This is a genomic window from Pseudomonas rustica (assembly GCF_018336155.1).
In the GTDB taxonomy this organism is placed as follows: domain Bacteria; phylum Pseudomonadota; class Gammaproteobacteria; order Pseudomonadales; family Pseudomonadaceae; genus Aquipseudomonas; species Aquipseudomonas rustica.
This window is the reverse complement of the sequence record NZ_JAGYHF010000003.1, coordinates 504,878-523,426: the sequence shown is the minus strand read 5'-3', so window position 1 is coordinate 523,426 and position 18,549 is coordinate 504,878. Positions and strand designations below refer to the sequence as shown.

Sequence of the window (18,549 nt, the reverse complement as noted above, 5' to 3'; positions counted from 1 at the left end):
ATAAACATAATCAGAAGGCCTGCCGTGCCCTGTTGATTACTTCTTCTTTTTCGGGGCGATGACCATGATCAGCTGGCGTCCTTCCATCTTAGGATGCTGTTCGACCGAACCGTACTCGAGCAGGTCAGCTTCAACCCGCTTGAGGAGTTCCATCCCCAGCTCCTGGTGGGCCATCTCACGGCCGCGGAATCGCAAGGATACCTTGGCCCTGTCCCCATCACTCAGGAAACGTACCAGGTTGCGCAGTTTTACCTGGTAATCCCCTTCCTCCGTCCCTGGACGAAACTTGATTTCTTTAACCTGAATCTGCTTCTGGTTTTTCTTGGCCGCGGCAACCTGCTTCTTCTTCTCGAAGATCGATTTGCCGTAGTCCATCAGTTTGCAAACAGGGGGTACTGCATCGGCGGAAATTTCCACCAAATCCAGTTTGGCCTCTTCAGCCTTAAGAAGCGCGTCTTCAATTGACACAATCCCAAGCTGTTCACCTTCAGCCCCAATTAACCGAACCTCGCGTGCCGAGATATTCTCGTTGATCGGGGCTTTCGGTGCAGCTCGTTTATCTTGTCTCATTTCACGCTTAATAATAATTACTCCGAATCTGGGCGACCACGCCGGGAAACCGCTTGCGCGAGAAACTCAGCGAACTGGGCGACGGGCATCGAGCCCAGGTCAGCACCTTCACGAGTACGCACAGCGACAGTCTGCATCTCGACTTCCTTATCTCCGATTACCAAGAGATAGGGAACCTTGAGCAAAGTATGCTCGCGGATTTTAAAGCCGATCTTTTCATTTCTCAAGTCGGACTTGGCACGAAATCCGCTTTCGTTGAGAGTTTTTTCAACTTCTGCAACAAAATCTGCCTGTTTATCAGTGATATTCATGATCACCGCCTGGGTCGGCGCGAGCCACGCAGGGAATGCACCTTCATAGTGCTCGATCAAAATACCGACGAAACGCTCAAAGGAACCGAGGATCGCACGGTGCAACATCACTGGGTGTTTGCGGCTGTTGTCTTCGGAGACGTATTCAGCGCCCAAACGGACAGGCAGGTTAAAATCGAGCTGCAAGGTACCACATTGCCAGACACGACCGAGGCAATCTTTTAGCGAAAACTCGATCTTCGGTCCGTAGAACGCACCCTCACCCGGCTGCAGATCGTACGGCAGGCCCGCAGAATCAAGGGCTGCAGCCAATGCGGCCTCAGCGCGATCCCACAGCTCGTCGGAACCGACGCGTTTTTCCGGACGAGTGGACAGTTTCATTTCGACGTCGGTGAAGCCGAAGTCGCGATAAACGTCCATGGTCAGCTTGATGAATGCAGCGGATTCGGCTTGCATCTGCTCTTCGGTGCAGAAGATGTGGGCGTCGTCCTGAGTGAACGCACGCACACGCATGATGCCGTGCAGCGCACCCGACGGCTCGTTACGGTGGCAGGCACCGAACTCTGCCAGACGCATCGGCAGCTCGCGGTAGCTCTTCAGGCCTTGGTTGAACACCTGCACGTGGCATGGGCAGTTCATCGGCTTGATGGCGTAGTCGCGGTTTTCCGACTGCGTGGTAAACATGTTGTCGGCGTAGTTGGCCCAGTGCCCGGATTTTTCCCAGAGGCTGCGATCAACGACTTGAGGGGTTTTGATCTCAAGGTAGCCGTTGTCACGCTGGATCTTGCGCATGTACTGCTCAAGCACCTGGTACAGCGTCCAGCCGTTCGGGTGCCAGAACACCATGCCCGGGGATTCTTCCTGGGTGTGGAACAGGCCCAAACGCTTGCCGATCTTGCGGTGATCGCGTTTTTCAGCTTCTTCGATGCGCTGGATGTAAGCCGCCAGCTGCTTCTTGTCCGCCCAAGCGGTGCCGTAAACGCGCTGCAATTGCTCGTTCTTGGCGTCGCCACGCCAGTAGGCGCCCGACAACTTGGTCAATTTGAAGGATTTCAGGAAGCGAGTGTTCGGCACGTGCGGGCCGCGGCACATGTCGACGTATTCTTCGTGATAGTACAGACCCATGGCCTGTTCGTTCGGCATGTCCTCGACCAGACGCAGTTTGTAGTCTTCGCCGCGGGCCTTGAACACTTCGATCACTTCGGCGCGCGGAGTGACTTTCTTGATGACGTCGTAATCTTTCTCGATCAGTTGCTGCATACGCTGTTCGATCGCAGCCATGTCGTCCGGAGTGAAAGGACGTTCGAAGGCGATGTCGTAATAGAAGCCTTCGTCGATGACCGGGCCGATCACCATTTTTGCAGTCGGGTACAGCTGCTTGACCGCATGCCCCACCAGGTGAGCGCAAGAGTGGCGAATGATCTCCAGCCCCTCTTCATCCTTTGGCGTAATGATTTGCAGGGTCGCGTCGCTGCTGATGATGTCGCTGGCGTCGACCAGTTGACCATTGACCTTGCCGGCCAGTGTGGCTTTGGCCAGGCCAGCACCAATGGATGCGGCGACCTCGGCTACGGAAACCGGGTGATCAAATGAACGTTGACTGCCGTCGGGAAGAGTAATAGTTGGCATGGCGCCTCCTCTCCTAGTGGTGACCCCTACCAAAGGTCACGTGGGTTGGGATGAGCCAGTACAAGATCCGATCCAGGCCATTCAATGACGAACGCCTGCCTTACAGCGGCAGGAGCCTTGCGGCCAACCGGAAAACCGAACCAGAGTGACTGGGATTCAAATCAGAAATATTCGCACGTTGACCGCGTCCGGGACTGTAGGTCATCCGGCGCCTGAGAACGCTTGAGCCCGGCATGCTAGCACAGATGAGCGGTCACTTATGCCTCTGTTTGATCAGAAGGCAAATCGTCCGTTTTTATGCCAGAGTGCTGAACTTGATCGGCCTTTCAGCCCTCAGATAACAAGACATTGACCCACAAGGAGCATCCTCGCATGCGTCTGAATACCCTGTTCGCCGTCGTCGCCCCTATCGTTATGTTGCTGCCGTTGACTGCCCACGCCGATTGGCCAAAGGGCGAGCGCGAAAAGTACATGGCGCAGTGCACTCAGGCTGCGACCCAACAAATCGGTGCTGCGGCAGCGAAATCTCATTGTGCTTGCGGCGCTGACGCCATCAAGTCTTATCCGGCCAGCGACATTCAGGCGCTGATGGACAACAAGGCTACTCCTGAATTGCAGCAGAAAGCGCTGGGCCAAATCGCCAAATGCAAGGCAAATACCCCGGCGAAAAAGTGATCAAAAAAGTCTTTTGAATCGGCTCAGCGCCTCTAAAAAGGGCTGAATTTGAGCCTTTTCGGAGGATTTATGCAGGTTTTACAGGTTTTTTTATTGTCTTTACGTTCCGCGCAAACCCTTGTAAACCGGGGCTTTCAGCCGAAACAGGCAGTAAAGAAAACACGACTGATTGGCAAACAGCACGTCCGGGGGGCTACCAAAGCGAACATTTCGACTATGATACTCCGGTGTGCCCAGTTGGCCTGAGCAGCACAGCACTACTGAAAATATATGTTTCTTGGAGATACACCATGTCTAATCGCCAAACCGGCACCGTTAAATGGTTCAACGATGAAAAAGGCTTCGGCTTCATCACTCCTCAAGGTGGCGGTGACGACCTGTTCGTACACTTCAAAGCTATCGAATCCGACGGTTTCAAAAGCCTGAAAGAAGGCCAGACCGTCTCCTTCGTGGCTGAGAAAGGCCAAAAGGGTATGCAAGCTGCACAGGTTCGCCCAGAGTAATTTCTCGGTGCACTAAAAAAACCCCGTCCATGTGACGGGGTTTTTTATGCCTGCAACAAAAGCCTTGTGAAATCAACCGCAGTTGACGCGGGTGATCACCAGGTTGTTGTCGGTGTTCAGGTTCAAGCGATCGGAACGGTACTCAAGCGTGATCATGTCGTTCGGCTTGAGGAAGCGGGCATTCTGCGCGCCTGCTTTGGTGCGGGCTTGCTCCAGCAGTTCCGGCGAGGCTTTCTTGCCGATGGTGAATTGCGCTGCCGAAGCATCACAGCGGCTGCGACCCGCTTCGGTCGCCACGGAATCCTTTGCCGACTCGCTGGAGGTCGTGCTGCAACCGGCCAACATGGCAGCGGCCATAAGTGCACCCAGTGTCGCGAACTTCAAAGGCATGAAGCCTCCTTATTTCAAAAAGTTAAGCTGAGATCGTGCGACCGCCATTCCGGCGTTTGGTTTCACGGCCGATGCCATCACCCTGCCCCACGATCGGAAAAACGCCGAGTGTGCCTGAGCGGCGTTCATGTCTTCATCAATCAATCGTGACTAAATATTAACGGCGCTCAATAGACGTCGATGTAGTCAAACGGCGGATTCGGCCAGTTATCCTTGAGCGCGTTGAAAATCTGCATCACCCAGACCTCATCACTGGCCGCGACATTGCCCACATAGCCCGAGCCCTTGGCCCAGGTTTCGAGGCGAAACAACAGTCCGTCGATATCCTGCCCACCGGTAATGCCCGAAGAAAGGTAAGCGATGCCGCCCTTGGTTACGCGCAGTTGCGTATGTTCGTCATCACTGGCTGAAGCGAGCAACTGGCGCACCGCGTCGAGCGTAAGGCCGTCAGGGGTATTCAAATCGATCTGCACAGCACGATCCTTGGAAAGTCGGAAAAGACCAAGTGTCGCATAGCGCTCCGCTCATGCCTAAGTCGCAGTGCCAAACGCCCGACAAAATGGTTAACTCGGCACATAGACTTTTCGACTTTTCGAGCGCACCTCATGACCACCATCAGCATCGACGCCGACATCAAAGCCAAATGGGCAGACGGACACAGCTCCTATAGTCCGGGGACGACGGAAGAATTGGCGCTGATCGGGATCGATTTATTGGTCAAAGAGCTGGGCACGGAAGCGGCCAAGCAATTCATCAAGCAGATTTTTGAGCGTTACCCGACTGAAAAAGCCGAGCAAGCAGAGAAGGCGTGAACTCTCGCTGGAGTAAAGGTTTAGGGCGTCTGTGCGGGCCTCTTCGCGAGCAAGCTCGGCTCCTACAAAACTGCGTGAATTTGTAGGAGCTGAGCTTGCTCGCGAAGACGGCCTTACCGACGACGCGCCTTCTGCGAGCGCGAATGCTTTATTTCAGACGCTTCAGGCGCTCGGTCAGCAAGTCGAAGAAGCCCTGAGCGTCACCGTTTTCAACCCAGAAGGCATTTTTCGGCGCTTTCAGGCCGTCATACCAGTCAACAACGGTCTGGCCGAAAGTCGGGCCTTCACGGCTATCAACCACGACATTCACCGAACGACCGGTGAACAGCTCAGGCTTGAGCAGGTAAGCGATGACGGTAGCGTCATGCACCGGGCCACCCGGAATACCGTAATGCTCCATGTCGCCCTTGATGTACTCGTTGAGGATGTCGCCAACAATCTTGCTCGCATTGTTGTTGAGCGCAGCGATCTGCTTCAGGCGTGCGTCACTGGTGAGGATCTTGTGGGTCACATCCAGCGGCAAGTAGGTCAGTTTCAAGCCGCTTTTGAGTACCACTTCAGCCGCTTGCGGATCGGCAAACAGGTTGAATTCGGCCACCGGGGTGATGTTGCCGCCATTGAAGTGCGCGCCGCCCATGATCACCACTTCCTTGATGCCCTGCACAATCTCGGGCTCCTGGATCAACGCCAGCGCCAGGTTAGTCTGCGGGCCGAGCATGGCGATGGTGATGCTGTGCGGCTTGGCGCTCTTCAGGGTATCGATCAAGTAGTTGACAGCATTGCCTTGCGCCAAGCCTTTTTTCGGCTCATGCACGGTGACACCCGACAGGCCTTCCTTGCCATGGATGTTTTCGGCGTAGATCGGCGTGCGCATCAGCGGCTTTGGCGCACCGGCGTAAACCGGCACATCCTCGCGCCCTGCCCACTCGCGAGCCAGACGTGCATTACGCGAGGTTTTGTCGAGACGCACGTTGCCGGCAACGGTGGTCAGCGCGCGAATGTTCAGTTCTTCTGGCGAGGCCAGTGCGAACAGCAAAGCGACCACGTCGTCAGCACCCGGGTCGGTGTCGATGATCAGGTCGATTTTTTCCGCCGCCTGAGCGCCGGTGGCAGTGATGACGGACAAAAGCAGCAGACTCCGGAGCAAATGGTGCAGTTTCTGAGCATAGCGTTGCATGGCGCATTCCTTGTGCTGGTGAAATCAAAAGTTAGAAGGTGACCCCGGCGACCAGCACGATGTTGCAGTACGGCTGGCATTCGCCCGTACGAACAATCGCTCGCGCCTGTCGGCTAAGCACCTTGAATTGCTCATGACTGAGCAGATCGCGGCGCCCCAAAGCGCCCTCTTCGTTCAACGCGTCCAGCGTATTCAGCGCCGTCGGTTGCTTGTCGAAAATTTCTTTAGCCAGCGCATGGCTTTCCACCTGCATCTCGCTGAGTACGACTTTCAACGTGCTGACGAAATCCGGTACGCCATGGGTCAGCGCCAGATCGATCAGCTCGACACCCGACGGCACCGGCAGCCCGGCGTCACCGATGACGACCATGTCGCCATGGCCCAGGGAGGCGATCAGTCGCGACAGGGCGACGTTGAGCAGAGGAGTCTTTTTCATGCGGGTTTAAACGCCTGTACGTCGGATTGGGTGGGAATGGACGGTTGCGCGCCAGCGCGAGTGACCGACAGCGCGGCGGCAATCTGCCCGTAACGAATCGCTTCGGCCTCGGATTTGCCCGTGGCCAGCGCAGCGGCGAAACCGCCGACGAAGGTGTCCCCCGCCGCTGTTGTGTCGACGGCTTTCACTTTCGGCGCGGGGAAATGCTCAAAGCTTTGACCGTTGGCGAACAGCGAACCTTGCGCGCCGAGGGTGATGATGACTTTGCCCGCGCCCATGGCGATCAGGTGGCTGGCCGCTTTTTCTGCGGACTCCAGCGAGTCCACCGGCAATCCACTCAACGCGGTCGCTTCGCTTTCATTGGGAATCAGGTAATCAATGGCGGTGAACCAGTCAGCGGGCAGCGGGCGGCTAGCCGGTGCCGGATTGAGGATCACGGTTTTGCGGAGTGCGCGGGCACGTTTGAGCGCATGGCCCACGGTTGCGTCGGGAATTTCCAGTTGGCAGATGACCACGTCGGCCGCCTGCAACACCGCATCGAACTGGTCGATCACTGCAGGCGTCATCGCGCCATTAGCACCCGCGACGATAACAATCGCGTTCTGACTGTTGTCATCGACCACGATCAACGCCACACCACTGGAATCCTCGACCACACTCACAGCCTGGCAATCGATCTGCTCGGCCAGCAAGGCGTCGCGCAATTGCACGCCATAGTCATCGCTGCCCACGCAACCGACCATCGCCACCTGCGCGCCCAACCGGGCAGCAGCGACGGCCTGATTGGCGCCCTTGCCGCCGGAAACCGTGGCGAAGGAATGACCGATCAGCGTTTCACCGCCGACGGGAAGGCGTGGCGCCCGGGTCACCAGATCCATGTTCAGGCTGCCTATTACCACTACATTTGCTGGCATACATCACTACTCGTCAATTCGGTTTCAGCGGTATTCGGTGAACACGCCGGACAGCGGCGCGGTCGATTCGCGCAGGACAATACTCGGGGTCACGATGCGTTGATCGGTGCCCAGATTCGGGGTGGCAATCCTTCGCAGCAGTACTTCGGCCGCCATCTCGCCCAATTGCAGGATCGACTGGCCGACGGTGGTCAGCGCCGGGTACACGTAACGGCTCATCTGGATATCGTCGAAGCCGATCACCGACAACTCGCTCGGCACGCGCACGTTGCGCTCAGCCGCCGCACGCAACACGCCGATACCGATCATGTCGTTACCGGCGAAAATCGCGCTCGGCGGATTGCTTTCGAGCAGGATCGCCGCGGCGTTGTAGCCGCCGGTGCTGGTGAAATCGCTTTCCAGCATGCGTTGCTGCCGGACTTCGATACCGGCCTCTTTCAGCGCTCGGCAATAACCGGCCTGACGCATCTGCGCCACGCTGGTAGTCGCCGGCCCACCGATGGTGGCGATGTCGCGATGGCCCAATTCCAACAGGTGGCGAGTCGCGAGGTAAGCGCCGTATTCGTGGTCGATGCGCACCAGATCCGCGTCGACACCGTCCAGTCCCCGGTCGACGATGACCATCGGCGTTTTAACGCCGGCCAAGCCTTGCGCCAGACCGCTGTCACCCCCGGCGGAGGCGACGATCAAACCGTCGATGCGTTTTTCCAGCAGCACGCGTAAATAACTGCGCTGCTTCTCCGGGTTGTCGTCGGAGTTGCAGAGGATCACGCAGTAGCCGTTACGCTCGCAATAATCCTCGATGCCCCGCGCCAGCTCGGCGAAGTACGGGTTGAGACTGTTCGGCACCAGCAAGCCGATGGTCGCAGTGGTTTTGGCTTTCAGTGAGCGCGCCACGGCACTCGGCACGTAGTCGAGGCTTTTGATCGCCGCCTCGACTTTCAGTCGCACTTCCTGGCTGACTGGCCGGGTTTTGTTCACCACATGGGACACGGTCGTGTAGGAAATCCCCGCGAGCGCCGCCACATCCTTGATCGTTGCCATAAGTCTTTCTCAGCCCCGTCGACTGGCGCGTTGACTGCGATAAGTGTCGAGCACCACGGCAATGACGATCACCGCACCGGTGATGATGCGCTTGGTCGGCTCGCTCGCGCCAATTTGCGCCAGACCGGCCGCCAGCACCGAGATGATCAATACGCCAAAGAACGTGCTGATCACCGAACCGCGTCCGCCCATCAGGCTGGTGCCGCCGATGACCACGGCCGCAATCACTTGCAGCTCAAGGCCGGAACCGGCGTTCGGATCCGCCGCTTCCAGACGCGAAATCTGAAACAGCGCCGCGATACCGGCCAGCAACCCCATCAGGCTGAACACCAGAATCTTGTACGGCTTCGGATTGATCCCGGCGAGGCGCACGGCCTCTTCGTTGGTGCCGATGCCGATCAGGTAGCGACCGAACACGGTGCGGGTCAAAACTGCTTGGGCAATGATGATTACCAGCAAAGCGATGATGAACGACGGCGAGATACCGAACGCCACCGGATTCGACAGCCAGGCGAACGAGTCACCGATGTACGCGGTGCGCGACCCGGTCATCTGATAGGCCAGACCCCGAGCCATTTCCAGCACACCGAGGGAGACGATGAACGACGGAATACGCCAGGCCACGGTGATCGAACCGGTGACGGTACCGGCCAGTGCTGCCACTGCCATGCCGAGCAACGCCGAAGGCAATACACCCCAGCCCCAACCGAGAATCGCCACGCTGACCGTCGACGCCGCCAGCGCCAGCACCGAGCCCACTGAGAGGTCGATGCCGCCGATGATCAGCACGAACGTCATGCCGACCGCCAGCACCATCAAGTCCGGAATCTGGTTGGCCAACGTGCTGAAAGTGTTATAGGACAGAAAATGGCTGCTCAAGACCGAGAACAGCGCAATCATCGCCAGCAAAGCCCCGGCCAGGCCCAGATAAGTGCCCAGACCGTAGAAATTGCCACTACGTTTGCTGGCAGGAGATGCAGTTTTCATGGGAGATCCCTAGGCGCCGCTTCGTTGAGCAACGCATCACGTTTTTGGTAGCCGGCGAATGCGGCGGCAAGCAAATCATCCTGAGTCCAGCTGTCACGCTCGAAGGTGTCGATCAGGCGCCCCGCCGACAGCACACCGATGCGGTCGCAGATCAGCATCAACTCACGCAGATCACTGGAGACCACCACCAGCGCTTTGCCCTGGCGAGTCAATTCGCCGAGCAATGCATAAATGTCGAATTTGGCGCCGACGTCGATGCCTCGGGTTGGCTCGTCGAACAGCAGTACCGAGCAATCGCGCTCCAGCCAACGGCCGATCACCACCTTCTGCTGGTTGCCACCGGACAACTCTGAAACAAGCTGTGTCGGGCTCGAACTGCGGATGCGCATGGCGTCGATCTGACGCTTGGCCAAGGCGATTTCGTCGCTGTTATTGACGACACCGCCACTGGAAATTTCCGGCATGTTGCCCAGTGCGATGTTGGCGCTGATCGACTGACTGAGCAGCAGCCCTTCGCCCTTGCGATCTTCGGTGATCAGCGCGATACCGTTGCGCACCGCATCAACCGGCGAACGCACGCTGACTACTTTGGCGGGCGAACCGAGGGCGATGGTGCCGCTGTCGGCCAGATCCGCACCGAAGATCAGCCGCAGCAATTCCGTGCGCCCTGCCCCGATCAATCCGGAAATCCCGTAGATCTCGCCGGCGCGCACTTCGAAGGAAACATCGCGAACCTTGTCGGAGCGAGTCAGGCCGGTGACCGTTAACGCCGGCTCGCCAATATTGCGCGCGCCCATATCAATATGCTCGCCCAGCTCGCGGCCGACCATCAGCGTGACCAGTTGCTCGCTGTTGTAATTGGCCATCGGCTCGACGCAGACCAGATTGCCGTCACGCAGCACGGCAATGCGCTGCGCCACACGGGCAAGCTCTTCGAGGCGATGGGAAATGTAGATGATCGAGACGCCGCGCGCTTGCAATCGGGTGATCTGCTCAAAGAGCATTTCGACTTCGCGCGCCGTCAGCATCGCGGTCGGCTCATCGAGAATCAGCACATGGCAATCGCCGATCAGGTTGCGGGCGATTTCAACCATCTGCTGATGACCGATGCCCAACTCGCCGACCAGTGTGTCCGGATCGATCGCGTCGAGGCCGACTTGCGCCATGGCTTCGATCGCCGCTTTACGCAGTTGCTTGCGACTGATCCAGCCACCGTTGCTCGGCAAGTTGTCGAGAAACAGGTTCTCCGCCACCGACAAGGTCGGCAACAAATTGAGTTCTTGCATGACCATGCGTACGCCAAGCTCTTCGGCCTGAGTACGACTGCCCGGGCGATAGTCCTTGCCCTGAAACTGCATCTGGCCGGTGGTCGGAGTGACCAGTCCGCCAATGATTTTCGACAAGGTGCTTTTGCCGGCGCCATTCTCGCCGGTCAGCGCCAGCACTTCACCGCGCATCAGCGTCAACTCGATGCCGGTCAGCACCGGTTGCGCATAGGTCTTACCGATACCGCTGACCGAGAGGACAGCGTTCGGGGCGGAAACTGACATAAAAACTCTCCATGCGCTCGCCCGGACGGACGAGCGCCGTTGTGCCGCCAGAAGACTTACTGGGTGACCAGCTCGACCGGCGTTTCGATCACGCCATTCGTGCCGCTGTCGACTTTCTCGCCTTTGATGATTTTCAGCGCAGTCTCGATGCCGAATACAGCTTGTTTGGCAGCGAACTGGTCAGCGGTGGCGAGCACACGACCGTCCTTCAGCATCGGCTTGATCGCGTTGATGTTGTCGTAACCAACGACCTGCACCTGACCAGCCTTGCCGGCGGCACGTACGGCGGAAACGGCGCCAACGGCCATGCTGTCGTTACCGGCCAGCAGTGCTTTTACGTCCGGGTATTCGCTGAGGATCGAGGCGGCAACCTTGTTGCCCTTGTCGATTTCCCAGTCGCCGGATTGCAGCGACACCACTTTGATCTGCGCCGCGTCCATCGCGTCCTTGAAGCCCGCGGTTCGTTGCTGGGCGTTGGTGGTCGTCGACACACCTTCAATAATGCCGACTTCGTCACCGGCCTTGAGCTGCTTGGCCAGGTATTCACCGACCAGACGCGCGCCTTTACGGTTGTCCGGGCCTACGAAAGGCACGCTGATGTTTTTGCTTTTGACGATTGCCGGATCAAGCTGATTGTCGATGTTGATCACGGTAATACCGGCGTCGACGGCTTTCTTGATTACCGGCACCATGGCCTTGGAGTCAGACGGCGCGATCACCAATGCGTTGACCTTGGCGAGAATCATCTGCTCGACGATGCGCGTCTGGCCGGCGGTGTCGGTTTCATCCTTGATGCCGTTGGAGATCAGGTCGAAATCGGCGGAGTGTTCTTTCTGGTAGGCCTTGGCGCCGTCTTCCATGGTCAGGAAGAATTCGTTGGCCAGGGATTTCATGACCAGTGCGACTTTAGGTTTTTCGACAGATTCGGCGAACGCCGAAGAGACAGGTAGCGCGGCGGTGGTGGCAGCCAGCATAGCGACAGCAAGAAGACGTCCAGCGAATGGCAGCTTCATGGGTTCACTCCGATCTTATGATTATTGTGAGCAAAGGTTGCGCTGACGTAAGCTGCGTGGTCTGCCTGCAAGGGAAACCAGCCGATAAAGCCGCGCAAACGTTTGCGTAGACCGAACTATGCGAATCCCGCCGACATTTGTCAATAAACAGAAAATAGTATTTTGCGGCAGGGCAAGTCATCGGACTCGCCCTCCTCTCACGCCGTGGTACTGACCACGCTGCCGGTGCTCGAACCTTTGGCCAACTCTTTGACCAGACTGCCGGCCACTTCCAAAAGTGCAGCGTTGGTATCGGCGATCTGTCCTTGAATCGACATGACGATGGTCGACTTGGCCTCCGGAGTTGGATAACTCGCAGCTTGCGCGGCAGCCAATTGTTGCTGTTGTTCCTGCAACTGCTTTTGCAATTCCTGCAGGCGTTTGAGCAGCAGTTTCACGGTGACGCTTTGATTGCCGCCGCTTTCAGCCTTGCTCTCTTCCTGCGCCGGCCCGCCGGTTCTCACCGTTTTGCTATCAGCCTCTTCCTTGCCCACTGCATTGGGTGACGCTTCTGCATCCGCTTTGGCCAGCGCATCGATCGTTGCCGCCGTTTTACCACCGATGGTGACCGCGCCGGGGTTGGCAAAACCGACTGTCAGTGTCATGTGAAACTCCTGAAAAAATTGATTCCTTGAACAGGCATCGGCCTGCCTGACGCTTTCTTTAATAAGACGCTGGAAACGTCGGACTCCCGACAGGCAATCAACACCGCCATGCTTTTCGGTGAGCCGAACATAAAAGTCCGTTCCGTTCGGAAAGCCGGATATGCACTTGGTTACGACACGCTATCGATCGAATAAATACTGATATAAATCATAAACTTAAACATTTTTCGCCCGCACAGTACGAATGGTACAGATCCTGCTCCCTACCCCTGCACCCCGGCATCCAGATCGGCCGGGGCGCATCTAGATGAACCTGCATCAGCACCGTCTCACTACTAGAGAGAAAAATAATGAAATCTGCTTTCAACACTTTGGTTCCGGGCGCTTTGGCCCTCCTCATGCTCCTGCCCACCGCCCTTCAGGCAAAAGAAGTCGAAACCCAGACCAAACTCGCCAACGTCGTAGTGCTTGCCACGGGCGGCACCATTGCCGGCGCGGGCGCCAGCGCTGCCAACAGCGCGACTTATCAGGCCGCCAAGGTAGGCGTCGAGCAACTGATCGCCGGCATTCCGGAGCTGAGCAAACTGGCGAACGTGCGTGGCGAACAAGTCATGCAGATCGCGTCCGAAAGCATCACCAACGACAACCTGCTGCAACTCGGTCGTCGCGTCGCCGAACTGGCTGACAGCAAAGACGTCGACGGCATCGTCATCACCCACGGTACCGACACCCTCGAAGAAACCGCGTACTTCCTGAACCTGGTCGAGAAGACTGACAAGCCGATCATCGTTGTCGGTTCGATGCGCCCAGGCACCGCCATGTCCGCCGATGGCATGCTCAACCTGTACAACGCCGTGGCCGTGGCCAGCAGCAAAGACGCGCGCGGCAAAGGCGTACTGGTGACCATGAACGACGAGATCCAGTCGGGCCGCGACGTCAGCAAAATGATCAACATCAAGACCGAAGCATTCAAAAGCGCCTGGGGCCCGCTGGGTATGGTCGTTGAAGGCAAATCCTACTGGTTCCGCTTGCCAGCCAAGCGTCACACCATGGATTCGGAATTCGACATCAAGAACATCAAGAGCCTGCCTGACGTAGAAATCGCCTATTCCTACGGCAACGTAAGCGATACAGCCTACAAAGCCCTGGCCCAATCCGGCGCCAAAGCAATCATCCATGCCGGCACGGGCAACGGTTCGGTGTCTTCCCGCGTGGTGCCAGCGCTGCAAGAGCTGCGCAAGGAAGGCGTGCAAATCATTCGTTCGTCCCACGTCAACGCCGGCGGTTTTGTTCTGCGCAACGCCGAACAGCCTGACGACAAGTACGACTGGGTGGTTGCTCACGACCTGAACCCACAGAAAGCCCGCATTCTGGCGATGGTCGCGTTGACCAAAACCAACGACAGCAAAGAGCTGCAACGGATGTTCTGGGAATACTGATTGACCTTCGCCCGGTCTTCTCTTGATCGGGCACACTTCACACCACTCGTTTACCGGGCGAGTGGTGTGTCGCTCACAACCTTCTGCATTTTTCCTACAAAAAAATAGACTCGCCTCACATTAAAATCAAAAAACCGCTGTCAGAGGATTTTCTTGAATTTTAAGCAGTTGCGAAAATGCCTACAGTTAAATACTGTATGCACGTACAGCTTAATAAGGATAACCTCGTGGCCACCTCCCCTGATGCTCCTGACGCCTTTGAACGCATGGGTATGCGCGTTCAAAAGATCATCAATTCCCCTACCGCACAAAAAGCCAAAGCCGCACTGATCTTCCGTCTGCCGGACGAGCCGATGGATGACTGGGAGCGTTTGCTTGAGGAAATCGACGAGAACGACAACGTTACCCTCGCCTATCGCGACGATGGTGGCGTGCAGATTTTTTGGGTTGTGCCGAAGGAAGATTGATTTAATGAGTGTCCGCTGTTTTGTTTTGCTGTTGTTGTCGTTCATCGCTTTTGGCGCCCAGGCCGGAGCGCCACGCACGTTTTCTGAAGCCAAGAAGGCTGCGTGGAAGCTCTACGCGCCGCAGTCCACGGAGTTTTATTGCGGGTGCAAATACACCGGTAACAAAGTGGATTTGAAGGCCTGCGGTTACGTCCCGCGCAAGAACGCCAAGCGTGCGTCGCGCATCGAATGGGAACACATCGTCCCGGCCTGGCAGATTGGCCATCAGCGCCAATGCTGGCAGGACGGCGGCCGCAAGAATTGCACGCGCTACGACCCGACCTATCAGAAGGCTGAAGCCGATTTGCACAACCTGGTGCCGAGCATTGGCGAGGTCAACGGCGACCGCAGCAACTTCAGCTACGGCTGGTTGCCGGTGCAATCCGGTCAATACGGTTCGTGCCTGACCCAGGTCGATTTCAAAGCAAAGAAGGTCATGCCCCGCCCATCGATTCGCGGCATGATCGCCCGCACCTATTTCTATATGAGCAAGCAATACGGCTTACGCATTTCGAAACAGGATCGGCAATTGTATGAAGCGTGGGACAAGACTTACCCGGTGCAAGACTGGGAGCGTCAACGCAATCAAAGCGTGGCGTGCGTGATGGGGCGCGGCAATGAGTTTGTCGGCCCGGTGAACATGAAAGCCTGCGGTTGATCGAACGCGCAAAAGAAAAGGCCTCGAACGTGATGTTCGAGGCCTTTTTTGTGGCTAGCTGCCGGCCTTGTTGTAGCGCCAGTAACCCATCAGATTGAGCGACTCGCGCGGGATGCCACAGTCTTTGATCAGGTACCTGCGCAAGCTCATCACTGCCGCGCTTTCTCCAGCGATCCAGCCGTAAAAACCGTCGGCGGCGGTTTCGGCGATTTCCCAGAGTATTTCTTTGTCGATATCAACCTCGGCGAGCTCCACAGCCTGGCCGACGTTTGGGGTGTTGATGGGCGGGACGGCTTTTTGCACCGCCTCAACCATCAATGTACCTGCGGTGGTTTTCTCGCGGATCAGCCACTGTACCGTCAGCCCCGGCCAATCGGGCACCGGCAGCATGTCCTGAGCGCTGTCGACTTCAAAGAACGCTTGAGTCTGGGGCGGAGCGGCTTTCGCGACCAACACATCAAGAATACCCATGGCAGCCGGCAACGCGGTGCCGTCGGCGACCAGCAGAACCTGATGGAGGATTTGCGGCGGTTTCCATTCGAAGCCCCCAGCGTCATTGGCCGAGAAGCGCCGGACGGGCGCAAGGATCTGCATCGAATCCCCCGGCTGCGCACGAAGTGCCCAACGCGAGGCCGGGCCGGTTTCACCATGGAGGACGAAATCGATATCCACTTCGCCTTGTTCGGCGCGCAAGTGGCGAATGGTGTAAGTGCGCATCGCCGGACGTCGATCGGCGATCATGGCCTTGAAGCGCGCGTACCAGCCTTCACCTTGAGCCAGTCTGGCCGGCGAACCGTCGGCCGCAGGGAAAAACAGTTTTACCCGCTGATCCGGTGCCCAAGTGGCCATGTCGTTGACCGAGGGATGGGCCAGGGTGATCCGCATCATGTGCGGGCTCAGTTGGGTTTTGCGTTGCAGGGTGACATCGAACAGCTTGTAGGGGTTGGAGGCCATGCGGAGCTCCCTTGGGAAATCGTGACTGACTCCTATAAGACGAGCCTGATCCGATGACCTTTAGGACGCTCCGCTGAAAGGCAGGCTTACGGCGTGATCGGGTGTTCGATCACCACCGATTCAATATTTTGTTTCTTGGCTTTTACCAATGCCGCATCCACTTCTACTTTTCGCGCTTCGGCGTCGGCTTGCGAGTTGAACGGGCCGATCAGAATGCGCGGTTTGCCGCTGCTGTCTTTGATCACCGTCGGGATGAAAGCGTGCTCGATCAACCAGCCGCTCAGGTCGCTGACAGCCTGCGGGGTTTCGCCGCGCACTTCGAGATCCCATTGCGGTGCAGCCGCCGCTGCTGGCGCCGTCACTGCTGCCGTTTGTGGTTTCGGTGCCTCAACGTTTTTGCCTTCACCACACCCGGCCAATACCAGTGCCGCGACCATCCAGACCAATTTGCGCACAACGCTTTCCTCGAAATTCTCAAAGGCGCGATCTTAACATTCAAAAATACTTCGCGAGCCCCGCAAAATGGGCACAAAACAACGAGAATGATGATTGCAGCCTCTGTATAGTTACGCCCTGGGAATTAATGCCGCATCTGCGCGTCAGAAAGAGGCACCCAAACTGTGAGACTTCGCACTAATCTATACGTACCACCGACCTCTGCACTGTCTGAATCAGGTGCCCTACAAAGCAATCAAGGAGAAGACCATGCTGATACTCACCCGCAAAGTCGGTGAAAGCATAAACATTGGTGATGACATTACGATCACCATTCTGGGCGTAAGCGGCCAACAGGTTCGCATCGGCATCAACGCTCCAAAGAACGTTGCCGTACACCGTGAAGAGATCTATCAGCGCATTCAAGCTGGCCTGACCGCACCGGACAAGCCACAAACGCCCTGAGCCTCACAGCAGTCAGTAGCCAGTTAGCTTGCCCGAACGCAATGACTGGCTAAAGATTCATGCGCCGTCCTGCCATCCACCCCCACTTCGTTGGCCACGGCGCTTGATATGCTTTCCCGCCCCGCTTGATCCACCCTGCCCTCTGTTGAATCCGATACTACCCGCCAATCTTAAGGCTGGATGTCGGACGTTTCCGAGAGAGCACGGGGAATCCGCCCTCCTAGCCGAACGTCACCCCTCGCGCCATTCCTGTTGCGGCGACAACCATCAGCACCAGCAATAGCGCTTCAGCGTGACTGATTCGTGCATAGATTTTTGCCCGCCCGGTATCAATCGGCTTGCCCTTTGCCAAAGCGATCCGCCATTTGATCAACGTAATCATCGGCGCGAGCTCCATCAGCAGAATCAGCACAAACAGCGTCATCTTCAGATGGAACAGCGGCTGATGCAGGTAATAGTCGGTGCCTTTTTCATACCCACCGAAGGCCCGCATCCCGCCGGTGATCAGCAGGATCAACGCAGAGACACCCCATAGATTGTCAGCGAGCAAAACCCGCTTCACCTCTCCGGTTCCGGCAGCGAGTCGACTGAACGCCGTCCCGCGCGTCAGTACCGCCCAGAAGCCCAGGGCAAACGCCAGTAGATGAACCGCTGCAAGAAACCAGTGAACCAGCATCGAGACACTCCCCTCAGCAAGAGTCGGAAATCGGCCAGTCAGTAGTAGTCGAAAAAGTAGGGGTTTGCTCGCACAGATCTGTAGGACTTGTTACGTCCTTGCGCACGAAGAAGGGAAAAGCCAAATCGCAGGCAAAAAAAATCCCAAGCAGCTGATGGAAGCTTGGGATTTAAAAATGCATAAACCGTGGTGGTGAACGCGGAGCGGATGTTACTGAAATTCACAGTCTGTAACAAGGTGTTTTTGATAACCGGTTGGTTAAATAAAACCGTAACCCATTCAATATACGAATTATTTTTCATGGCCTCGGCGACGAACGGTGATCGCTTACCAAGGATTGGTTCGAATTTATAGATTCACAATCTCGACCAGTTTTTACGAGCAACCCCGGAGCAGATTCCTTGGAAAGGTCGACTGCATTCGACTTAATCACTTTCCACGCCGAACAACTCACTCAGGCAGAAAAAATGAATTACCTGATTCGGCATTCGGTCAAGAATTGTGAACGCAGTAAATCTGACGAGGTGCAGTAATGACTATCGAAGCAGAGACACTCGTACAACTGACCGAAGCTCTCCAGCAACGCGGCATGACTCTGGTATCAGACGTTGCATTCATCCGAGCGCCCTACCGGCATAACCATCGCTGGGTTTGCAGCGTAGAGTAAATAATCGACTGGATCTGTCTGTGGCAGCAGTCAGAATTGGCGAAGATCATCGCTCCAAAACGGGCTTTGCAAAAGTTTTTGCAGATCGCAGACA

General features: G+C 56.8%; 22 protein-coding genes. 7 read left to right on the top strand and 15 right to left on the bottom strand.

All coding sequences use genetic code 11. The annotated features are described in order from the left end of the window. Positions 1-36 precede the first annotated feature (36 nt). Positions 37-588 carry a translation initiation factor IF-3 gene (infC, locus tag KFS80_RS07885; protein ID WP_170947229.1) on the bottom strand — a complete coding sequence of 184 codons (552 nt, stop codon included), beginning with the start codon at positions 586-588 and terminating at the stop codon, positions 37-39. Next, positions 588-2,510: a threonine--tRNA ligase gene (gene thrS, locus KFS80_RS07880; protein WP_007913488.1), complete on the bottom strand. Its 1,923-nt coding sequence runs from the start codon at positions 2,508-2,510 to the stop codon at positions 588-590. Before thrS ends, infC begins: the two co-directional genes overlap by 1 nt. 372 nt (positions 2,511-2,882) lie before the next feature. Between thrS and KFS80_RS07875 the strand changes: the two genes are divergently transcribed. Together KFS80_RS07875 and KFS80_RS07870 are read left to right on the top strand one after the other, a co-directional pair. Further along, positions 2,883-3,185, top strand: a complete 303-nt coding sequence (locus KFS80_RS07875) for a hypothetical protein (RefSeq protein WP_212544426.1) — start codon at positions 2,883-2,885, stop codon at positions 3,183-3,185. Between the two features lie 290 nt (positions 3,186-3,475). Beyond that, positions 3,476-3,688: a cold-shock protein gene (locus tag KFS80_RS07870; RefSeq protein ID WP_003179963.1), complete on the top strand. Its 213-nt coding sequence runs from the start codon at positions 3,476-3,478 to the stop codon at positions 3,686-3,688. A 72-nt stretch (positions 3,689-3,760) separates the two neighbouring features. Here the strand turns inward: KFS80_RS07870 and KFS80_RS07865 are convergent, their stop codons facing one another. Then, on the bottom strand, positions 3,761-4,078 hold the full coding sequence (locus KFS80_RS07865; RefSeq protein WP_212544425.1) for an I78 family peptidase inhibitor: 318 nt from the start codon (positions 4,076-4,078) through the stop codon (positions 3,761-3,763). A 167-nt stretch (positions 4,079-4,245) separates the two neighbouring features. Continuing rightward, the gene (locus KFS80_RS07860; RefSeq protein ID WP_159814881.1) at positions 4,246-4,551 is read right to left on the bottom strand and encodes a hypothetical protein; all 306 of its coding nucleotides are present in this window, start codon (positions 4,549-4,551) and stop codon (positions 4,246-4,248) included. 132 nt (positions 4,552-4,683) lie between these two features. On the opposite strand from KFS80_RS07860, the gene KFS80_RS07855 reads away from it, so the two are divergent. Next, positions 4,684-4,890: a hypothetical protein gene (locus KFS80_RS07855; RefSeq protein WP_212544424.1), complete on the top strand. Its 207-nt coding sequence runs from the start codon at positions 4,684-4,686 to the stop codon at positions 4,888-4,890. 148 nt (positions 4,891-5,038) lie between these two features. Here the strand turns inward: KFS80_RS07855 and KFS80_RS07850 are convergent, their stop codons facing one another. The 8 genes from KFS80_RS07850 to KFS80_RS07815 all read right to left on the bottom strand — a co-directional run bounded on the left by KFS80_RS07850 (position 5,039) and on the right by KFS80_RS07815 (position 12,655). Then, positions 5,039-6,067: a nucleoside hydrolase gene (locus KFS80_RS07850; RefSeq protein ID WP_212544423.1), complete on the bottom strand. Its 1,029-nt coding sequence runs from the start codon at positions 6,065-6,067 to the stop codon at positions 5,039-5,041. 31 nt (positions 6,068-6,098) lie between these two features. Continuing rightward, positions 6,099-6,503, bottom strand: coding sequence for a D-ribose pyranase (rbsD, locus tag KFS80_RS07845; protein WP_212544422.1), 405 nt, complete (start codon positions 6,501-6,503; stop codon positions 6,099-6,101). Then, positions 6,500-7,417 (bottom strand): ribokinase, encoded by a 918-nt coding sequence (gene rbsK, locus KFS80_RS07840; protein ID WP_212544421.1) that lies wholly within the window; start codon positions 7,415-7,417, stop codon positions 6,500-6,502. The genes rbsD and rbsK overlap by 4 nt, the downstream gene beginning before the upstream one ends. Positions 7,418-7,441: 24 nt before the next feature. Then, positions 7,442-8,461, bottom strand: coding sequence for a LacI family DNA-binding transcriptional regulator (locus KFS80_RS07835; RefSeq protein ID WP_212544420.1), 1,020 nt, complete (start codon positions 8,459-8,461; stop codon positions 7,442-7,444). 9 nt (positions 8,462-8,470) lie between these two features. After that, positions 8,471-9,448, bottom strand: a complete 978-nt coding sequence (locus KFS80_RS07830; protein ID WP_053118984.1) for an ABC transporter permease — start codon at positions 9,446-9,448, stop codon at positions 8,471-8,473. After that, on the bottom strand, positions 9,445-10,998 hold the full coding sequence (locus KFS80_RS07825; protein WP_212544419.1) for a sugar ABC transporter ATP-binding protein: 1,554 nt from the start codon (positions 10,996-10,998) through the stop codon (positions 9,445-9,447). Before KFS80_RS07825 ends, KFS80_RS07830 begins: the two co-directional genes overlap by 4 nt. Before the next feature lie 56 nt (positions 10,999-11,054). Further along, complete coding sequence (locus tag KFS80_RS07820) at positions 11,055-12,011, bottom strand: sugar ABC transporter substrate-binding protein (RefSeq protein WP_212544418.1); 957 nt, start codon at positions 12,009-12,011, stop codon at positions 11,055-11,057. A gap of 197 nt (positions 12,012-12,208) precedes the next feature. Beyond that, positions 12,209-12,655: a hypothetical protein gene (locus KFS80_RS07815; RefSeq protein WP_212544417.1), complete on the bottom strand. Its 447-nt coding sequence runs from the start codon at positions 12,653-12,655 to the stop codon at positions 12,209-12,211. 350 nt (positions 12,656-13,005) lie between these two features. Between KFS80_RS07815 and KFS80_RS07810 the strand changes: the two genes are divergently transcribed. The 3 genes from KFS80_RS07810 to KFS80_RS07800 all read left to right on the top strand — a co-directional run bounded on the left by KFS80_RS07810 (position 13,006) and on the right by KFS80_RS07800 (position 15,258). Continuing rightward, on the top strand, positions 13,006-14,094 hold the full coding sequence (locus tag KFS80_RS07810) for an asparaginase (RefSeq protein ID WP_159814875.1): 1,089 nt from the start codon (positions 13,006-13,008) through the stop codon (positions 14,092-14,094). Positions 14,095-14,291: 197 nt separating this feature from the next. Further along, entirely contained in the window at positions 14,292-14,561 is a 270-nt protein-coding gene (locus KFS80_RS07805) for a DUF1654 domain-containing protein (RefSeq protein ID WP_371262368.1), read from the top strand. 4 nt (positions 14,562-14,565) lie between these two features. Further along, positions 14,566-15,258, top strand: a complete 693-nt coding sequence (locus tag KFS80_RS07800; RefSeq protein ID WP_212544416.1) for an endonuclease — start codon at positions 14,566-14,568, stop codon at positions 15,256-15,258. Between the two features lie 54 nt (positions 15,259-15,312). Here the strand turns inward: KFS80_RS07800 and KFS80_RS07795 are convergent, their stop codons facing one another. Next, on the bottom strand, positions 15,313-16,212 hold the full coding sequence (locus tag KFS80_RS07795; protein ID WP_212544415.1) for a siderophore-interacting protein: 900 nt from the start codon (positions 16,210-16,212) through the stop codon (positions 15,313-15,315). An 86-nt stretch (positions 16,213-16,298) separates the two neighbouring features. Next, positions 16,299-16,667 carry a sporulation protein gene (locus KFS80_RS07790; protein WP_053118968.1) on the bottom strand — a complete coding sequence of 123 codons (369 nt, stop codon included), beginning with the start codon at positions 16,665-16,667 and terminating at the stop codon, positions 16,299-16,301. Between the two features lie 250 nt (positions 16,668-16,917). On the opposite strand from KFS80_RS07790, the gene csrA reads away from it, so the two are divergent. Continuing rightward, a complete protein-coding gene (csrA, locus tag KFS80_RS07785) occupies positions 16,918-17,112 on the top strand; it encodes a carbon storage regulator CsrA (RefSeq protein WP_003179932.1) in 195 nt (64 codons plus the stop codon). A 220-nt stretch (positions 17,113-17,332) separates the two neighbouring features. Here csrA and KFS80_RS07780 read toward each other — a convergent pair whose 3' ends face one another. Further along, a complete protein-coding gene (locus KFS80_RS07780) occupies positions 17,333-17,788 on the bottom strand; it encodes a DUF2214 family protein (protein ID WP_053118966.1) in 456 nt (151 codons plus the stop codon). Positions 17,789-18,549: the final 761 nt, after the last annotated feature.

Excerpts from the sequence above, each read along its gene's own strand:
- KFS80_RS07805 (WP_371262368.1), top strand. The coding sequence starts at position 14,292 with ATGCACGTACAGCTTAATAAGGATAACCTCGTGGCCACCTCCCCTGAT.
- KFS80_RS07855 (WP_212544424.1), top strand. The coding sequence starts at position 4,684 with ATGACCACCATCAGCATCGACGCCGACATCAAAGCCAAATGGGCAGAC.
- csrA (WP_003179932.1), top strand. The coding sequence starts at position 16,918 with ATGCTGATACTCACCCGCAAAGTCGGTGAAAGCATAAACATTGGTGAT.
- KFS80_RS07830 (WP_053118984.1), bottom strand. The coding sequence starts at position 9,448 with ATGAAAACTGCATCTCCTGCCAGCAAACGTAGTGGCAATTTCTACGGT.
- KFS80_RS07825 (WP_212544419.1), bottom strand. The coding sequence starts at position 10,998 with ATGTCAGTTTCCGCCCCGAACGCTGTCCTCTCGGTCAGCGGTATCGGT.
- KFS80_RS07815 (WP_212544417.1), bottom strand. The coding sequence starts at position 12,655 with ATGACACTGACAGTCGGTTTTGCCAACCCCGGCGCGGTCACCATCGGT.
- KFS80_RS07810 (WP_159814875.1), top strand. The coding sequence starts at position 13,006 with ATGAAATCTGCTTTCAACACTTTGGTTCCGGGCGCTTTGGCCCTCCTC.
- KFS80_RS07780 (WP_053118966.1), bottom strand. The coding sequence starts at position 17,788 with ATGCTGGTTCACTGGTTTCTTGCAGCGGTTCATCTACTGGCGTTTGCC.
- KFS80_RS07870 (WP_003179963.1), top strand. The coding sequence starts at position 3,476 with ATGTCTAATCGCCAAACCGGCACCGTTAAATGGTTCAACGATGAAAAA.
- KFS80_RS07865 (WP_212544425.1), bottom strand. The coding sequence starts at position 4,078 with ATGCCTTTGAAGTTCGCGACACTGGGTGCACTTATGGCCGCTGCCATG.
- KFS80_RS07800 (WP_212544416.1), top strand. The coding sequence starts at position 14,566 with ATGAGTGTCCGCTGTTTTGTTTTGCTGTTGTTGTCGTTCATCGCTTTT.
- KFS80_RS07795 (WP_212544415.1), bottom strand. The coding sequence starts at position 16,212 with ATGGCCTCCAACCCCTACAAGCTGTTCGATGTCACCCTGCAACGCAAA.
- KFS80_RS07835 (WP_212544420.1), bottom strand. The coding sequence starts at position 8,461 with ATGGCAACGATCAAGGATGTGGCGGCGCTCGCGGGGATTTCCTACACG.
- rbsK (WP_212544421.1), bottom strand. The coding sequence starts at position 7,417 with ATGCCAGCAAATGTAGTGGTAATAGGCAGCCTGAACATGGATCTGGTG.
- rbsD (WP_212544422.1), bottom strand. The coding sequence starts at position 6,503 with ATGAAAAAGACTCCTCTGCTCAACGTCGCCCTGTCGCGACTGATCGCC.
- KFS80_RS07875 (WP_212544426.1), top strand. The coding sequence starts at position 2,883 with ATGCGTCTGAATACCCTGTTCGCCGTCGTCGCCCCTATCGTTATGTTG.
- KFS80_RS07850 (WP_212544423.1), bottom strand. The coding sequence starts at position 6,067 with ATGCAACGCTATGCTCAGAAACTGCACCATTTGCTCCGGAGTCTGCTG.
- KFS80_RS07820 (WP_212544418.1), bottom strand. The coding sequence starts at position 12,011 with ATGAAGCTGCCATTCGCTGGACGTCTTCTTGCTGTCGCTATGCTGGCT.
- thrS (WP_007913488.1), bottom strand. The coding sequence starts at position 2,510 with ATGCCAACTATTACTCTTCCCGACGGCAGTCAACGTTCATTTGATCAC.